Origin of the sequence: Limnobaculum parvum, from assembly GCF_003096015.2 — a bacterium.
Classification (GTDB): domain Bacteria; phylum Pseudomonadota; class Gammaproteobacteria; order Enterobacterales; family Enterobacteriaceae; genus Limnobaculum; species Limnobaculum parvum.
In genome coordinates this window covers 2,829,600-2,846,549 of the sequence record NZ_CP029185.2, presented here as the reverse complement: position 1 = coordinate 2,846,549, position 16,950 = coordinate 2,829,600, and the positions used below count along the sequence as shown (strand labels likewise).

The 16,950-nt window shown below is 45.9% G+C and carries 12 protein-coding genes, 2 pseudogenes and 1 other annotated feature; of the genes and pseudogenes, 9 read left to right on the top strand and 5 right to left on the bottom strand.

Translation table 11 applies throughout. The features are described from left to right. The first annotated feature begins 4 nt into the window (after window positions 1–4). Entirely contained in the window at window positions 5–916 is a 912-nt protein-coding gene (locus tag HYN51_RS11925; protein ID WP_108900231.1) for a LysR family transcriptional regulator, read from the top strand. On the opposite strand, the gene HYN51_RS11920 is transcribed toward HYN51_RS11925, so the two are convergent. After that, window positions 913–1,566 (bottom strand): Rossmann-fold NAD(P)-binding domain-containing protein, encoded by a 654-nt coding sequence (locus HYN51_RS11920; RefSeq protein ID WP_108900230.1) that lies wholly within the window; start codon window positions 1,564–1,566, stop codon window positions 913–915. The two genes, HYN51_RS11925 and HYN51_RS11920, sit on opposite strands and share 4 nt — an antisense overlap. A 149-nt stretch (window positions 1,567–1,715) precedes the next feature. Next, a complete protein-coding gene (ettA, locus tag HYN51_RS11915) occupies window positions 1,716–3,383 on the bottom strand; it encodes an energy-dependent translational throttle protein EttA (protein WP_108900229.1) in 1,668 nt (555 codons plus the stop codon). A 532-nt stretch (window positions 3,384–3,915) separates the two neighbouring features. Here ettA and HYN51_RS11910 point away from each other — a divergent pair. The 3 genes from HYN51_RS11910 (at window position 3,916) to trpR (ending at window position 7,401) form a co-directional block, all read left to right on the top strand. Then, window positions 3,916–4,728 carry an FkbM family methyltransferase gene (locus HYN51_RS11910; protein ID WP_108900228.1) on the top strand — a complete coding sequence of 271 codons (813 nt, stop codon included), beginning with the start codon at window positions 3,916–3,918 and terminating at the stop codon, window positions 4,726–4,728. Window positions 4,729–5,118: 390 nt separating this feature from the next. Further along, window positions 5,119–7,017 carry a murein transglycosylase gene (gene sltY / locus HYN51_RS11905; protein WP_230514064.1) on the top strand — a complete coding sequence of 633 codons (1,899 nt, stop codon included), beginning with the start codon at window positions 5,119–5,121 and terminating at the stop codon, window positions 7,015–7,017. A gap of 78 nt (window positions 7,018–7,095) precedes the next feature. Further along, window positions 7,096–7,401 (top strand): trp operon repressor, encoded by a 306-nt coding sequence (gene trpR, locus HYN51_RS11900; RefSeq protein ID WP_108900226.1) that lies wholly within the window; start codon window positions 7,096–7,098, stop codon window positions 7,399–7,401. Window positions 7,402–7,419: 18 nt separating this feature from the next. Here the strand turns inward: trpR and yjjX are convergent, their stop codons facing one another. Continuing rightward, the gene (gene yjjX, locus HYN51_RS11895) at window positions 7,420–7,947 is read right to left on the bottom strand and encodes an inosine/xanthosine triphosphatase (protein ID WP_108900225.1); all 528 of its coding nucleotides are present in this window, start codon (window positions 7,945–7,947) and stop codon (window positions 7,420–7,422) included. 54 nt (window positions 7,948–8,001) lie between these two features. Here yjjX and gpmB point away from each other — a divergent pair, with 54 nt between their 5' ends. Next, window positions 8,002–8,649 (top strand): 2,3-diphosphoglycerate-dependent phosphoglycerate mutase GpmB, encoded by a 648-nt coding sequence (gene gpmB / locus HYN51_RS11890; RefSeq protein ID WP_108900224.1) that lies wholly within the window; start codon window positions 8,002–8,004, stop codon window positions 8,647–8,649. Here the strand turns inward: gpmB and robA are convergent. Beyond that, complete coding sequence (gene robA, locus HYN51_RS11885; RefSeq protein ID WP_108900223.1) at window positions 8,646–9,515, bottom strand: MDR efflux pump AcrAB transcriptional activator RobA; 870 nt, start codon at window positions 9,513–9,515, stop codon at window positions 8,646–8,648. The two genes, gpmB and robA, sit on opposite strands and share 4 nt — an antisense overlap. Before the next feature lie 335 nt (window positions 9,516–9,850). On the opposite strand from robA, the gene creA reads away from it, so the two are divergent. Continuing rightward, entirely contained in the window at window positions 9,851–10,330 is a 480-nt protein-coding gene (creA, locus tag HYN51_RS11880) for a protein CreA (RefSeq protein ID WP_108900222.1), read from the top strand. An 81-nt stretch (window positions 10,331–10,411) separates the two neighbouring features. On the opposite strand, the gene arcA is transcribed toward creA, so the two are convergent. Then, the gene (arcA, locus tag HYN51_RS11875) at window positions 10,412–11,131 is read right to left on the bottom strand and encodes a two-component system response regulator ArcA (RefSeq protein WP_108900221.1); all 720 of its coding nucleotides are present in this window, start codon (window positions 11,129–11,131) and stop codon (window positions 10,412–10,414) included. 901 nt (window positions 11,132–12,032) lie between these two features. After that, window positions 12,033–12,151: a sequence feature (Thr leader region), on the top strand. Window positions 12,152–12,197: 46 nt separating this feature from the next. Between arcA and thrA the strand changes: the two genes are divergently transcribed. The 3 genes and pseudogenes from thrA (at window position 12,198) to thrC (ending at window position 16,893) form a co-directional block, all read left to right on the top strand. Next, window positions 12,198–14,657, top strand: a complete 2,460-nt coding sequence (gene thrA / locus HYN51_RS11870) for a bifunctional aspartate kinase/homoserine dehydrogenase I (protein ID WP_108902046.1) — start codon at window positions 12,198–12,200, stop codon at window positions 14,655–14,657. A 1-nt stretch (window position 14,658) separates the two neighbouring features. Further along, window positions 14,659–15,587: pseudogene (gene thrB / locus HYN51_RS11865) on the top strand (homoserine kinase). Between the two features lie 17 nt (window positions 15,588–15,604). Continuing rightward, window positions 15,605–16,893, top strand: a pseudogene (thrC, locus tag HYN51_RS11860) (threonine synthase). Window positions 16,894–16,950: the final 57 nt, after the last annotated feature.

The window sequence follows — 16,950 nt, the reverse complement described above, 5'->3', positions numbered from 1 at the left end:
AATCGTGTTCAAACAATTGCAGGATATGGCGTTATTTACGCTGGTGGTGGAAACCGGTAGTTTTACCGCTGCGGCTAAGCGGGCAGGGCTGCCTAAATCGAGTGTTAGTCAGCGAATAAGCCACCTGGAGCAGGCGTTGGGGTTACGTTTGCTAATGAGAACCACCCGACAGTTAAGCCTGACCTTTGCCGGTGAGCGTTATCTGGTTCACTGCCAGGAGATGATGCAAGCATCGGAACGGGCAAGCCAGTCGCTGCAAATGTTAAAGGCATCACCCAGCGGTAGAGTGAGGATCACGGCACCCGCAGGGTTGGCGGTAACACTGTTAGCTCCTATCGTGACTGATTTTCAACTACGCTATCCGGAAGTATCGGTAGAAGTTTATGTTTCAGATACGGTAACCGATCTGGTAGGGGCCGGATTTGACTTGGGCGTTCGCACTGGAAAGCCTCAGGATTCTACGCTAATCGGACGTTTCCTTGGCCTGTATCCCCGTTATTTGCTAGCCTCTCCACAATATTTATCCCAAGCGATACCCGTCACACACCCTAGCCAGTTAGCGCAGCATCGCTGCATAACTCACCGCGCTTGGTCAGAGTGTTTATTACGTAGGGGAGATGAAAGCTATCGCTGGTTACAGACGGCGCACCATGTTACAGATAACTTGCTGTACGCCCGTCAGTGCGCGATAGCAGGTGCGGGTATCACGTTTCTACCGTCATTCTTGGCGACAGAGGTGGTTAAGCAGGGGTTATTACAACCGGTGCTGGAAGACTGGCGGGCAGAAGGTAACGAGCTTTATCTGGTCTATCCTAACCGCACACTCAATATGCCAGCGCTGGAGCGTTTTGTTGAGGCAGTGATGGCTCATCCTTTGATAACGGAATATCCCGCCGGACCAAAAGTAAAACGCTAAACTTGATTTTCAGCGGCCTCTTCACGCAATTGATCGGATTGAATAATCTCAATGGCGGTCAATGCCGGGGAAAAAGCCCGCATCCAGAGAACGTTAGCCACATCTTTTGCCTGAATTGATTTCCACTTGCCGGGAAATAGTTTAAATATCGGGGCAGTAATCAGCTCATTAGCCCGTGGCGTTGGTCGATGACCAAGCAGCATTGAAGGGCGAGCAATGGTCAAATGTGGCCAGCGTTGGGCCATTAGCATCTGTTCCATTTCACTTTTGGTTCGGTTATAGAAGAACCACGATTTAGCATTGGCCCCTATTGCGCTAACCACCAGATAGTGAGTCGCCCCCAGTTGCAGCGCGGTTCTGCCGCCGTGTACCGGCAAAGTAACATCACTAAAGCGAAACGCATCACGACTGCCAGCGGTTTTTATGGTGCTGCCAAGGCAGCAGAAGGCGACATCAAGCGGTTCTGTCAGCCCATCAAGCAGTGTCTGTAAATCATCACCAACCGAATTCACCACTTTTGAACCGACACCGGATAACGGACGACGACTTGGTGCATAAATGCGAGTAATACGCGGATCGGACGCCAGCATACCCAATAACTGGTTACCGATAAGCCCACTGGCTCCAAGTATTAAGGCGGTTTTTGGCATAGTGGCTCCAGATTCTAGTACAGATGGTCTCCCGGTCGAGCACAAGGCCAATATAGCTATTTTTTACGGCCGGAATATTCACTACTTCTAATAATAAAGCCCCATGACGGGGCTTTATCAATAACGCTTACCATAAGAATAGACCAGAACTACTTGGTGATCTTCTTATATTTAATACGGTGGGGTTCCAGAGCTTCAGCCCCCAGAGTGCGTTTTTTCCACTCTTCGTATTCAGTAAAGTTACCTTCGAAGAACTCAACTTTACCTTCATCGCCATAGTCCAGAATATGGGTGGCGATACGGTCTAGGAACCAACGGTCATGGGAAATAACCATGGCACAGCCAGGGAATTCCAACAGGGCGTTTTCCAAGGCGCGTAGGGTTTCGATATCCAGATCGTTGGTCGGTTCGTCGAGCAGTAACATGTTGCCGCCAACCTGCAATAGTTTAGCCAAATGCAGACGACCACGTTCCCCCCCAGACAGTTCGCCAACGCGCTTGCCTTGATCGGTACCTTTAAAGTTGAAGCGGCCTACGTAGGCGCGGCTTGGTAATTCAAAGTTACCAATCTTCATGATATCCAGACCACCGGAAACTTCTTCCCATACGGTCTTGCTGTTGTCCATGCTGTCACGGAACTGATCTACCGAAGCCAGCTTCACGGTTTCACCTAAGGTAATGGTGCCGCTGTCAGGCTGCTCTTGCTGTGAGATCATGCGGAACAGAGTAGATTTACCTGCACCGTTAGGACCGATAATACCGACGATAGCCCCTTTCGGAATAGCGAAGGATAAATCGTCAATCAGCATGCGATCGCCATAGGATTTAGTCAGATTGCCGACTTCCAACACCTTATCACCAATGCGAGGGCCCGGTGGAATAAACAGTTCGCTGGTTTCGTTACGCTTTTGATACTCAACATTGTTCAGTTCATCAAAGCGGGCAAGACGAGCCTTACTCTTGGCCTGACGGCCTTTTGGATTCTGGCGAACCCACTCCAGCTCTTTTTCAATCGATTTACGACGAGCGGCTTCAGATGAGGCTTCTTGCTCGAGTCGCTTATCTTTTTGTTCCAGCCATGAGGAGTAGTTGCCTTCCCACGGAATGCCTTCACCACGGTCAAGTTCAAGGATCCAACCGGCAACATTATCAAGGAAGTAACGGTCGTGGGTAATGGCAACCACGGTACCTTCATAGTCATGAAGGAAACGTTCCAGCCAGGCGACAGACTCGGCATCAAGGTGGTTGGTTGGTTCGTCGAGCAGCAGCATATCTGGCTTTTCCAGCAGCAGACGACACAGTGCTACACGACGACGTTCACCCCCGGACAGGTGCTCTACTTTAGCATCCCACGGCGGTAGACGCAGAGCATCAGCTGCACGCTCTAACTGGTTATCAAGGTTATGACCGTCGTGAGATTGAATAATGGCTTCCATCTCACCTTGCTGTTTTGCCAACTTGTCAAAATCAGCATCGGGTTCCGCATAGGCTGCATAGATTTCATCCAAGCGGGTTAGCGCATTTTTCACTTCGCTGACCGCTTCTTCTACCGCTTCACGTACGGTTTGCTCTGGGTTTAGCTTAGGTTCCTGCGGTAAATAACCAATCTTGATACCTGGTTGTGGACGCGCTTCACCCTCAATATCGGTATCAATACCCGCCATAATGCGTAATAAGGTTGATTTACCTGAGCCGTTTAAACCCAGTACGCCAATCTTGGCTCCGGGAAAGAAACTGAGAGAAATATTTTTCAGAATATGCCTTTTCGGGGGAACGACTTTTCCAACCCGATGCATGGTGTAGACGTATTGTGCCACTGTATTATAAGCCTCTTAATTACTGGGTTTCTTGATTATCCGTAAACGTTATACAACGTAGTCACCGAGCTATATCCCTTCATGCCGCGATATCTGTTGGATCAGCCCAGTTGATAACCATTGGCCGATATAACAAGATCCCAGCCAATGGATATTATGATGGCGTAGTTTAGCCGTTTTCAGCTCGCTATCCCAGCTATCTCCGAGCCGTGTTGCAACAAAGTGATGTTCGGCACGATTTTATCTGAAGCGAAGCGGAAGGTGATGTGTATATATTTTGGTCTTATGTCATTTTTTGGCGTGGTTGTAGGTATGGTTAGTTTTTATTTTCGTAATTAATTTAAAGTATTAGTTGTATTTATAATAATCAAAACCGTCATTTTTTGTTTAATCATAACTTGTTGTTTTCTAATTATATGAATGAGTTAGCTATTGATGTAAGTCGGTATGATGCATTGACTTAGATTTACTTCTTGGCATTATGTACGCTTTGATTGCCAATGTTAGTAACATCACATCGCAAGGATGTCTCATGATTAAAAAGAAACCAGCGGAGGAAAGGAAAATAGCTCACGGACTGTATAAAGTCGGTCGGTTAAACTATTTACTATCCAACGGTCCGGACATGATTAGTACTCACTTACGTAAAGGTAAAGTATGGGAACAGGCTTGTCTCGATATTGCGCAGCTACTGATTGAAAATATTGAAAAACCTGTTCTGATTGATGTCGGTGCTAATTTAGGCGCATGGTCTGTACCTATGGGGAACCATATCAAAGCAGTGGGCGGTCGAATTTATTCTTTTGAGCCACAGCGTCAGGTGTTTTATCAATTGTGCGCCAATTATTTAATTAACGATCTGTCCGAGTGCTATGCAAATAATATGGCAGTTGGTGATTATGACGGTGAAATAGACGTTCCCCAGTTAGATCCTCATCGTTCAGATAATCTTGGCGCATTATCTTTAAACCCGGAAATTCGGATAGAACAGCAATTTGTTATTTCTCCGGAAGCGCGTTCTGAAAAAGTGCGGATTGCTACATTGGATAGCCTCAACTTGCCAAAAGCGCATTTAATTAAAATCGATGTAGAAGGGCTAGAGCTTGAAGTTATTTCTGGGGCAAAAAGTTGGTTATCTGAATCAGGTTATCCTCCAATTTTGTTTGAAGTTTGGGGTGACTATATGAAGGGCATGGTTGCTAAAAGAAAAGAACTGATGAGCCTAGTTGAAGGGCTTGGATATCATGTCGCTCTATTTGGTGAGTTATGTATTGCCCAGCATCATTCTAATAAGCGTTTGGAAATCACCGTAGGCGAAAATCAATTATCTATTAAGCGGTTATAAGACGTTTAACCCGCTGATATAAATTATGCCCTCTTCGGAGGGCTTTTTGTTATTTAGACTTCGAAATGGGAATCAAACGGATAATTTACGGTCTTAGTAATATTATGGCTTCTGGCAGTGAAAAGGAATGCTATCGCCAGCCATGCCAACGTTCGATTGTTCATCATTAATATGATGTTTTAAATACGGTTAATTTCTTCAGCGTTTTAGTTTTTTCAGCGTCGGGCAAGATAAGGGTATGCTATATTTGCAGGATTAGTGGCATTGGTATTGCGTTTGATGCTAAATGAATCAACTCTGAAGCAGGCTGATATTAATAGCTTAATGACAGGAAAAGTGAGGATGTTTGTGACGGAAAATTGGCGCAGCTTAATCAAAACAGGTACATTCATGGCGGGGCTGATGGTCACCGTAACGGCTCAAAGTGCTTGGGCTGACTCCCTTGGCGAGCAGCGTGAGCGCTATCAACAAGTGAAAGTGGCATGGGACAGCAACCAGATGGATGAGGTTTCGCGCCTGATGCCAACGCTAAGCGACTATCCACTTTATCCTTATCTCGAATATCGTCAACTGACCCAAGATTTAACCACTTTAAGCGTTAAACAAGCCGAGCAGTTTGTGACGCGTTATCCTACATTGCCACTTGCACGTAATCTGAAAAATAACTTCATTAATGAACTGGCCCGCCGTCAGGATTGGAACGGTATCGTTAATTTTACGGCAGAAGCGCCATCTTCTGTGGCGGCTAGCTGTGATTTTCATTATGCCCAGTGGGCGACAGGCAACCGTCAGCAGGCTTTTGATGAAGCTAAAATAATCTGGTTAACAGGCAAATCATTGCCTTCTTCCTGTGACAAGCTATTCAGCGAGTGGCGTAATGCGGGTCATCAAACGGCATTAGTCACACTGGAACGTATTCGTTTAGCCGGTGAAGAAGATAATACTTCATTGGTGAATGCCCTGATTTCACAGCTACCTGCCAGCTACAAAAGCGTCGGGGATGGACTCAGTCGATTACAGAGAGATCCATTAAGTGTCGATGCTTTTGCTCGCGAATTTTCACCAACGGATTTTACTCGGGAAGAGACTCGTTTAGCGTTTGCTAAAGCAGCCCGTAAAGATGTGGAAAGAGCCCGATCGATGCTACCACAAATTGTCAGTGCACAAAAAATGAGTCAGCAAGATGAACAGGCTCTGGAAAGTAGTATTGCTATTCGCCTGATGAATAATAATGTCACCAGCGAGCAGGCCAGTTGGCGTGATGCGGCAGTGGCTCGCAGTACTGACGGTGATTTGCTTGAGCGCCGTATCCGTCTGGCATTAAGTAATGGTGACCAAAATGGCGTAGCGCAGTGGATTACCCGTATGCCCGCTGAATATGCGGCAAAAGATGAGTGGCGTTACTGGCTCGCTGATAGTTTAATCAGTAAAGGTAGTAAGAGTGAAGGGCAGACTATTCTACGTGATTTAATGAATAATCGTGGTTTCTATCCGATGGTTGCTGCCCAGCGCCTGAATGTACATTATCCGGTCAGGGTTGAAAATGCGGTAAAACCAACGAAGTCGTTGACTCAGCGTGCTGAAGTCAATCGGGTGCGAGAGTTGATGTACTGGAGTCAGGATAATTTAGCCCGCTCTGAGTGGCGTAATCTGGTGGAGAGTTTACCAAAGAACGATCAGGAAGCACTGGCTAGGTACGCTTATGAGCAAGGTTGGGCCGATCTTAGCGTTCAGGCGACCATTGTGGCTAAGCTATGGGATCATATCGAAGAGCGTTTCCCGCTGGCTTATCCAAGCATGTTTAAAACTTCAACCAATGATAAAGACATTACGGTTTCTTTTGCTATGGCGATTGCTCGTCAGGAAAGCGCTTGGAACCCACAGGCTCAGTCACCGGTGGGGGCTCGCGGATTAATGCAGCTCATGCCAGCAACGGCGAAACAGACTGCGCAGCGCGATAGCTCCATTAACTATAATAATGTCAGCCAGTTGCTCGATCCTGAAACTAATATTCAATTGGGAACAACCTATTTAGAACATACTTATCAGATGTTCGGTAAAAACCGTATTTTGGCTGCCGCAGCATACAATGCAGGTCCAAATCGAGTGAATAGTTGGCTAAACAACAGCGCAGGGCGTTTGGATGCGGTGGCGTTTGTGGAAAGCATTCCATTCAATGAGACTCGAGGTTATGTGAAAAACGTATTGGCTTACGATTTGTTCTACCGCAGTTTTATGAGTAAACCAACCGTGGTGATGACGGATGCTGAGTGGAAACGCAGCTACTGATGAGATGTTTATCTCTGCATTTTTCTCCGGTTTATGCTATCGTACTAGCAAGATAGTTCATCAGCCGGAGAAAATCTCATGCCAGTATCCAACCAACAGCAAGAGTGGCAAGATTTTGTCACTCTGCTACAGAAATCTTTTGCCGATGAGTATCAGTTTGACCTGCTACAGCTATTGATGACACCAGACGAGCGAGAAGCGCTGGGTACTCGCGTGAGAATTGTTCAGGAACTTATGCGAGGTGCCATGAGTCAGAGAGACCTGAAGGATGAACTGGGTGCCGGTATTGCTACCATTACCCGTGGTTCAAACAGTTTAAAAATGGCCAGACCTGAATTCAGAACCTGGCTGGAAGATACCTTACTTAAGGATACGGATAAATAACCTGATGTTCGGTTGAATTTATTTATCATGTACCTGATAAATTTCGTTATGAAAGGGGACAAAAGCCAGCAAAAGAGCTTGTTGATAGACGCTGGTACGGGAAAGTCTACCTTCAGTAAATAACCCAATAGCTCCGCCCTGCTGTTTAATATTGTTGATCCCTGTGAGTTGAGCCATTTCATCACCCAGCTCTTTCCCTTCATATAGGCTTTTCAGGATCACTGGAGGCAGCGTCAGGCTAGCTGAACGGGCTTCACCACGACACTGATTATTTTCAATGACAATCCAGGCAAATGTCATATCATCATCAATCCCGGCTTCGATACCGATCCAGAAGTCAGCTTCCGGCCTGACCTGACGCGCAGACATTACGCGGTGGCGGGCGCCGGTACGGGTCTCTTTATCACCCATTGGTTGATTAGGGACACCGCTGTTGACTTCAACGCTCTCGATTCGACAGCTGTCAGGGCCAAACAGTTCGGTAAATGCCTGGCTAATAGCGTTGATCTTAGCGGGATTAGTGGTTGCAGCAATTACATGATACATAGCGTTAAATCAAGGCAGTAAGAAAACAATCTCACAGTATAACGGATAACAGGCATGACACAGGTATACTTAATTCGACATGGTGAAACAGAATGGAATGTTGCTCGCAAAATTCAGGGGCAAACGGACAGTAAATTGACCTCGTTAGGTGAGTTACAGGCCCGTCAGGCGGGAAAACGCTTAAGGAATATGGGTATCACCCACATCATTGCCAGCGATCTGGGACGAACTCGTCAAACAGCTCAACTGCTCGCTGAATATTGCTGTATTGAGCCAACTTTTGATTCCCGATTACGGGAGTTGAACATGGGAATTCTAGAGCAGCGCCGCGTCGATTCCCTCACGCCAGAAGAGGAACAGCAACGCATGTTGATTCTTGATGGCACACCAAATGGACGTATTCCTCAAGGGGAGTCGTTGACCGAACTCTCCACTCGGATGCGTGCAGTATTGGATGACTGTAAAAAGTTACCTGAAGGTAGCCGTCCAATTCTGGTTAGTCACGGTATTGCGTTAGGTAGCCTGCTGGGAAATGTCTTGGGACTTCCACCTTATGCTGAACGCCGTTTACGTTTACGCAATTGCTCCCTTTCTTTAGTGGAGAGCCAGAATAGTCCGTGGCTTGCACCAGGATGGATAGTGGAATTTGCCGGAGATACACAGCACCTCACGGCAGATGCACTCGATGAGATCCAGCGTTAACGCTGGATCGGAATCATATATTCACCGGAAATTACCGCAGGGGCGCTGTCACCGACTTTAACGCCTTTAGGATGGAATATTTCAATATCGTAACCTTTACGGCGCGTCAGCTTCAGAAGCGGCAGGCAGGTTCCGTAGAGTGTCATGACAAACTGTTGTAATCCATCCGGCGGTCCGTTATAGCGAAACAGGGCATACTCGCCTCCCTGAAGTGTAATTTCATGACCTTCAACGCCAGGTATTACATGCTCAGGCTCAATAGCTGTAGTGTAGAACACTTCCTGTTCATCATCTTTTTCCTGACTGGGCCGAGTGTGGTTAAGACCATAAAGAATCGGTGGAATTTCAGTCAGGGCATTGCCCAGATATTGTGTCCAGAACTGAGTACGGATTGCTGTTTTGGAGCGAGAAAGATTTTCCAGAGTACAGGTATAGCTTTGGGTCACTCCCACCAACTGTTTCTCTTCCTGAATAACATACTCGACGGGGACTAAATTGTTGCCGGATAGTTTAATTGGCGGACACATGCCAATAGCGCTCCATGAATCTGAGCGGCGATAGAATGCTGGAGTTTGAGCAAACTGCTTTTTAAACGCTCGTGTAAAAGTTTGTTGGGAATCAAAACGGTACTGTAACGCCACATCCAATATTGGCCGAGCCGTTAGCCTTAAGGCTACGGCCGCTTTGGATAAACGGCGAGCGCGAATATAAGAACCGATAGCTTGCCCAGTGACTTCTTTGAACATTCTCTGTAGGTGCCATTTAGAATAGCCTGACTTTGCGGCGACATTATCCAGAGATAATGGTTGATCTAAATGATTTTCTAGCCAGTCTAGAAGATCGTGGATAATACTGGCTTGATCCATAAAAAACTTCCTCATTAAATTGGGCGCATTATCTACAGAATTGACGTAACTATACTGAATTATAACACTTTTTATTAATTTTGCTCACGGCATCGCAAAAAATGTTTTTAACAGGTGATGGATACTGGCGCAATCTTCAGCGTGAAACAAGGTTTTACTGTGCTATACAGTGATACTTATCATGCATCATAACAATTTTTAAACAGGCTGTTCCACGTCTATATGACATAAGTTAGTGACTATGGTTCAGCGGGTTGCAATGGGGCTTTAGTTGTGTACCGATAGGCCACAATTGCATAATATAGTCATTAATCGATGTTCACTGGAGATAGCTAATGAAGAAGGTCATTTTGGCACTGTGCTCAGTTACCCTGTTTTGGGCGGCCTGCGCTAAATCAGAAGAGATTGGCTCTGTTGATACGGTATTTAAACTATTAGGGCCCGATCATAAAATTGTGATTGAAGCTTTTGACGATCCGGATGTTCAAAATGTGACCTGCTATTTGAGCCGGGCAAAAACCGGTGGAATAAAAGGGGGGCTGGGGCTGGCGGAAGACACGGCTGACGGCGCACTTTCTTGTATTCAGGTAGGGCCAATTACTCTGACCGACCGGATTAAAAATCGTAAAGCGGATGGCGAAGAGGTATTTCGCAAGCGGACTTCGATAATTTTTAAGAGCATGCAGGTGGTTCGCTTTTATGATAATAAGCGCAACACGCTGGTCTATCTGGTCTATTCTGATAAAGTGGTTGATGGTTCGCCTAAAAATGCGCTGAGTACTGTCCCCATCATTCCTTGGGGCAACAACAACTAATTACAGTTAGTTTGATAGTTAAATTTAGACAATAAAAAAACCAGCATTAATTTATGCTGGTTTTTTGTTCGTTATTGCTGATTAATCTTCAAGATCGCCGCAGAAACGGTAACCTTCACCATGAATCGTAGCAATGATTTCCGGTGTATCTGGTGTTGATTCAAAGTGCTTACGGATACGGCGAATAGTCACATCAACCGTACGATCGTGAGGTTTTAACTCGCGACCAGTCATTTTCTTCAGCAGCTCTTCACGAGACTGAATTTTTCCCGGATTTTCGCAGAAATGCAGCATTGCGCGGAATTCGCTACGCGGCAGTTTAAACATTTCTCCGTTAGGGTTAATCAGAGAGCGGCTGTTGATATCCAGAGTCCAGCCGTTGAACTTATAGTTTTCAACCAGCTTACGCTCTTCGCCACTCACTGCGCCAAGGTTCATGGTCCGTGACAGCAGATTACGTGCACGAATAGTTAGTTCCCGTGGATTAAACGGTTTAGTGATGTAATCATCTGCGCCAATTTCCAAGCCAAGAATCTTATCCACTTCGTTATCTCTGCCGGTTAAGAACATCAATGCGACCGCAGCTTGCTCACGTAACTCACGCGCTAGCAGTAGTCCATTCTTGCCGGGCAGATTGATATCCATGATGACCAGATTAATGTTATGGTCGGACAAAATCCGATGCATTTCTGCACCATCATTGGCTTCAAAGACAACGTATCCTTCCGCCTCGAAAATGCTTTTTAATGTGTTACGAGTTACTAGTTCGTCTTCAACGATCAGGATATGCGGGGTTTGCATGTCTGTTACCTAATTTGCCAACAAAATCAAATTTAATATTACAGTAGTCTGGTTCTGTTCTTAAACCATCGATAGCTAAAACAAACTACTGCAGTATAAGGGACGAATCCCCGTGCTATTTCAAATTTCAACACAATCGCTGGTTCGGCCAAGGCAAACTACCTACATACCTGTGATTTGTTAAAACCGATCACTTATTACTCTTTATTGTAGCAGTAATATAACAGGAGTATTTCTTTTGCCGATCAACAAACTTGTGGCTTGTTGATATATATCAATAATAGTTATAGCACATTAGCTGATTTGTGAGAAAAATCTACAAAAACAATGCATATCACATGCCATTTTTTGACATTTTTTTCACAATTCAACCTCAATAAAAACCTTAAGTTGAAACATTTATGCCGCTGTGATTTTCAATAAAGCCAAGGTGTGTGTGGCGGCGCAAGGATTCTCCTTCTTTTCATTCTAAAAAGAAATATATTTTAACAAATATTTTTCAATTGTAACTTTTATGATCCTAAAAACGCTTTCAAGATAAACCGGCTGCAGTAAAATGTAAGGTATTAAATTTATGGATAAAATTTTAAATATTGAAACTGCGTTTTCATTTATCATCAGAACAGTGGCTCTCTGCGATATTTTAGGACACTGATTCTGATAACTATCAAAATGAGGGGAGTATGGATGAATAACCCAATGTTAATGAGTAATGATATTTTTATGATTTAACTATTTGAATATAATTTAAATTATTTCACAGAAACATAAAAATTGCAGTTAAAGGCATTAAATTAATTTTGATGAAATATGAAAAATTAATTGACTCTGAACAGCAATTGCTTTAACCAGTATATAGCGTTAATAAAACAGCCCAGAGATAAATACCAAATTATGCAAAACGTTAGCCTGATGATTACAATCATTACCACCACCGGTACAACTAGTAGCGGGGCGGGCTGACGCTTACAAGAAATGAAAAGAGCCCGCACCGTAGAATCGAGTGCGGGTTTTTTTTTGCGAATAATTTACATCACAACTGGATTAAGGCATGAGAGGCCAAGAGATGCGAGTTCTGAAATTTGGCGGTACATCAGTAGCAAATGCCGAGCGCTTTATGCGTGTGGCGGATATCATTGAAAATAATGCGCGTCAGGGCCAAGTCGCTACGGTACTGTCTGCACCAGCAAAAATTACTAACCATCTGGTTGCTATGATTGAGAAAACGGTAGCCGGTCAGGAAGTCATGACCAATATGATGGATGCCGAACAAATCTTTGCCGAACTGCTTTCCGGGTTGGCTGAAGAACAACCTGGGTTTGAATATGGTCGATTAAAGAGTTTTGTGGAGCAGGAATTTGCTCAATTGAAGCATGTGCTCCACGGTATTTCTCTGTTGGGCCAGTGTCCTGATAGCGTTAACGCTTCTATCATCAGCCGTGGTGAGAAGTTGTCTATCGCTATTATGGAGTCTGTTTTTCAGGCTCGGGGATATGGTGTAACGGTGATTAATCCAGTTGCTATGCTGTTGGCTCATGGACACTATCTGGAATCTACTGTTGATATTACTGAATCAACTCGCCGCTTGGTTGAGTTGGGTATTCCTGAGAATCACGTTATTTTGATGGCGGGTTTTACTGCCGGTAACGAGAAAGGTGAACTGGTGGTATTAGGACGTAATGGTTCTGACTATTCGGCAGCGGTTCTGGCGGCCTGCTTACGCGCCGACAGCTGTGAAATATGGACCGATGTTGATGGCGTTTATACCTGTGATCCGCGCTCTGTTCCGGGAGCAAAGTTGCTTAAATCAATGTCCTATCAGGAGGCGATGGAGTTATCCTATTTTGGTGCTAAAGTTCTCCACCCTCGTACCATCGCTCCTATTGCCCAATTTCAAATTCCTTGCCTGATAAAAAATACGGCTAACCCACAAGCGCCCGGCACGTTAATCAGCCGTGAAAGCGGTGATGACCGTTACCCGGTTAAAGGCATCACCAATCTGAACAACATGTCCATGATTAATGTCTCCGGGCCTGGGATGAAGGGTATGGTCGGTATGGCCGCCCGGGTATTCTCTGTCATGTCTCGAGCGGGCATCTCTGTGGTTCTGATTACTCAGTCTTCTTCGGAATACAGCATTAGCTTTTGTGTACCCCAAAGTGAGTTGGTTCGTGCCAGCCGGGCACTGGAAGATGAGTTTTATTTGGAGCTAAAAGACGGGTTGTTGGATCCGCTGGACGTGGTCGACAAGTTGGCCATTATTTCAGTGATTGGTGACAATATGCGTACGCTGCGTGGCATGTCTGCTCGTTTCTTTAGTGCATTAGCCCGCGCTAATATCAATATCGTGGCGATAGCCCAAGGCTCTTCAGAACGTTCGATTTCTGCGGTAGTCAGTAATGACTCAGCAATTACAGCCGTACGGGCCAGCCATCAGGTGCTGTTTGACACTAATCAAGTATTGGATGTGTTCTTAATCGGTGTTGGCGGTGTGGGGGGCGCGCTGCTGGATCAGATCTATCGCCAGCAACCGTGGCTGAAACGCAAGAATATTGAGTTACGCGTATGTGGCATCGCTAACTCTCGAGGTATGGTGACCAACACACTGGGCATCGATTTAACGAACTGGCGTGAAGCACTGGCAGCCGCAGAAGAGCCATTTAATTTGGGGCGTTTAATTCGACTGGTAAAAGAGTATCACTTGCTTAATCCGGTGATTGTAGACTGTACTTCCAGTCAGGAAGTTGCTTCTCAATATGCTGATTTCCTCGCTGATGGTTTCCATGTCGTGACGCCAAACAAGAAAGCCAATACTGACTCTATGAACTATTACCATCAGTTGCGGCAAGCGGCCAGTACCGGTAACCGTAAATTCCTTTACGATACTAACGTGGGTGCTGGATTACCGGTCATTGAGAACTTACAGAACTTATTGAATGCCGGTGATGAATTGATGCGCTTCTCTGGTATTCTTTCAGGTTCCCTATCATTTATTTTTGGCATGCTGGATGAGGGGGTAAGCCTGTCAGACGCTACTCGGTTGGCGAAAGAAAAAGGTTATACCGAGCCCGATCCTCGTGATGATTTATCCGGTATGGATGTAGCCCGAAAATTACTGATTTTGGCTCGCGAAGCGGGTTATTCGTTAGAGTTGGATCAGATTAAAGTCGAATCTGTATTGCCACCCTCTTTTGATGCAGGTGGTGATGTGTCAACCTTTATGGAACGTTTACCGCAGTTGGATACTGAGTTTGCCGAACGCGTGACATTGGCTGCCAGCCAAGGCAAAGTGTTGCGCTATGTTGGTGTGATTGAAGAAGGCGAGTGTCGGGTGAAAATTGATGCGGTGGATGATAACGATCCACTATTCAAAGTGAAGAATGGTGAAAACGCGCTGGCATTCTATACCCAATATTATCAGCCACTACCGCTGGTTTTACGTGGTTATGGTGCTGGTAATGATGTTACCGCCGCGGGTGTTTTTGCCGATATGCTACGTACCCTGTCAGGAAAGCTGGGAGTTTAATATGATAAAAATTTATGCACCGGCCTCGATAGGCAATGTCAGCGTGGGGTTTGACGTATTGGGCGCGGCAGTATCGCCCATCGATGGATCGCTGTTGGGGGACTGCGTCAGCATTCAATCGGCGGACAGTTTTAGCCTGAGTAATAAAGGGCGTTTTGTTAGCAAATTACCGACAGAGCCTAAAGAAAATATCGTTTATCAATGCTGGGCGCTGTTTTGCCAGCGTTTGGGACGCGAACTGCCTGTAGCGATGGTGTTAGAAAAGAATATGCCGATTGGTTCAGGATTGGGTTCCAGCGCCTGTTCTGTGGTCGCCGGTTTAATGGCGCTGAATGAATTCTGCGACCGACCGTTTAGCCATACCGAACTGCTCGGCATGATGGGTGAACTGGAAGGGCGAATATCCGGTAGCGTGCATTACGATAACGTGGCTCCTTGCTATTTGGGGGCATGCAACTGATGTTGGAAGAGAATGGCATTATCAGTCAGTCGGTACCCAGTTTTGATAACTGGTATTGGGTGATGGCATATCCTGGCATTAAGGTTTCTACTGCCGAAGCGCGCGCCATTTTACCGGCGCAGTACCTGCGTCAGGATTGTATCCGTCATGGTCGCTATTTGGCAGGGTTCATTCACGCCTGTCATACCCAGCAACCTGAGCTGGCAGCTAAATTAATGCAGGATGTGATCGCCGAACCATACCGCACGCGTTTGCTGCCGGGTTTTGCGGAGGCGCGTAAAGCTTCGCAGGATATTGGTGCGCTGGCATGCGGTATTTCTGGCTCAGGCCCGACGCTGTTTGCGGTGAGCGATCGTCTGGAAACAGCTCAACGCCTTGCCGACTGGCTGGCAAAACACTATGTACAAAATGATGAAGGCTTTGTTCACGTCTGCCGTCTGGATATTGCCGGTGCCCGTAAATTGGATTAATGGAAAATAGTGACATAATGAAACTGTATAACTTAAAAGATCATAATGAACAGGTTAGCTTTGCTCAGGCAGTACGTCAGGGGTTAGGTAAACAACAAGGGCTATTTTTTCCAACGGATTTGCCTGCTTTTAACAGTTCAGAAATCGACAATTTATTATCGCTGGATTTTGTTACTCGCAGTGCCCGTATTTTGTCAGCCTACATTGGTGATGAAATTTCAGCGGATGCTGTGGCTAAACGAGTAGCCAGTGCCTTTCAGTTTCCAGCCCCAGTCGTTGCTGTTGAAAAAGATATCGCGACGTTAGAGTTATTCCACGGCCCAACGCTGGCATTTAAAGATTTCGGTGGCCGAATTATGGCGCAAATGCTGGCGGAAGTGGCTGGCGATACACCGGTGACTATTCTGACAGCTACATCCGGTGATACCGGCGCTGCCGTTGCTCATGCATTCTATGGTTTAAAAAATGTACGGGTGGTGATCCTTTATCCCAATGGCAAGATCAGCCCGCTACAGGAGAAATTATTTTGTACCCTGGGGGCAATATTCATACCGTTGCCGTTGATGGTGATTTTGATGCCTGTCAGGCGCTGGTTAAGCAGGCTTTTGATGATGAAGTACTGAAAACAGAACTGGGGCTTAACTCTGCCAACTCAATCAATATCAGCCGACTGCTGGCGCAAATTTGTTATTACTTTGAGGCGGTAGCACAACTGACTCAAGCGCAACGTAATCAATTAGTGATTTCGGTTCCAAGCGGTAACTTTGGTGACTTGACTGCGGGACTGTTGGCTAAATCATTAGGTTTGCCGGTGAAGCGTTTTATTGCCGCGACCAATGCCAATGACACCGTTCCTCGCTATCTGGCTAATGGTCAGTGGCAGCCGCATAAAACCGTGGCGACCTTGTCTAACGCTATGGATGTCAGTCAGCCAAATAACTGGCCGCGCATTGAAGAATTATTTCGCCGTAAAGAGTGGCCTATTCGTTCATTAGGTTACGGTGCGGTTAGCGATGAAACGACGGCTAAAACATTGCGCGAGCTGGCGGCATTGGGATACACCTCTGAACCACACGGTGCCATTGCCTATCGCTTATTGCGTGATGAACTGAAAGAGGGTGAGTTTGGATTATTCTTGGGTACGGCACATCCTGCGAAATTTAAAGAAAGCGTAGAGCAAATTCTGGGTTCGACATTGCCGCTGCCAAAAGCATTGGCCGACCGGGCTGATTTGCCGCTACTTTCTCACTATTTACCGGCAGATTTTGTCCCATTACGTGCATTCCTGATGGGCTTACCCGCGTAATCTGTATTGAATAAAAATGGCCTCCTGATGCACGACTGCATGGAGGCCATTTTACCG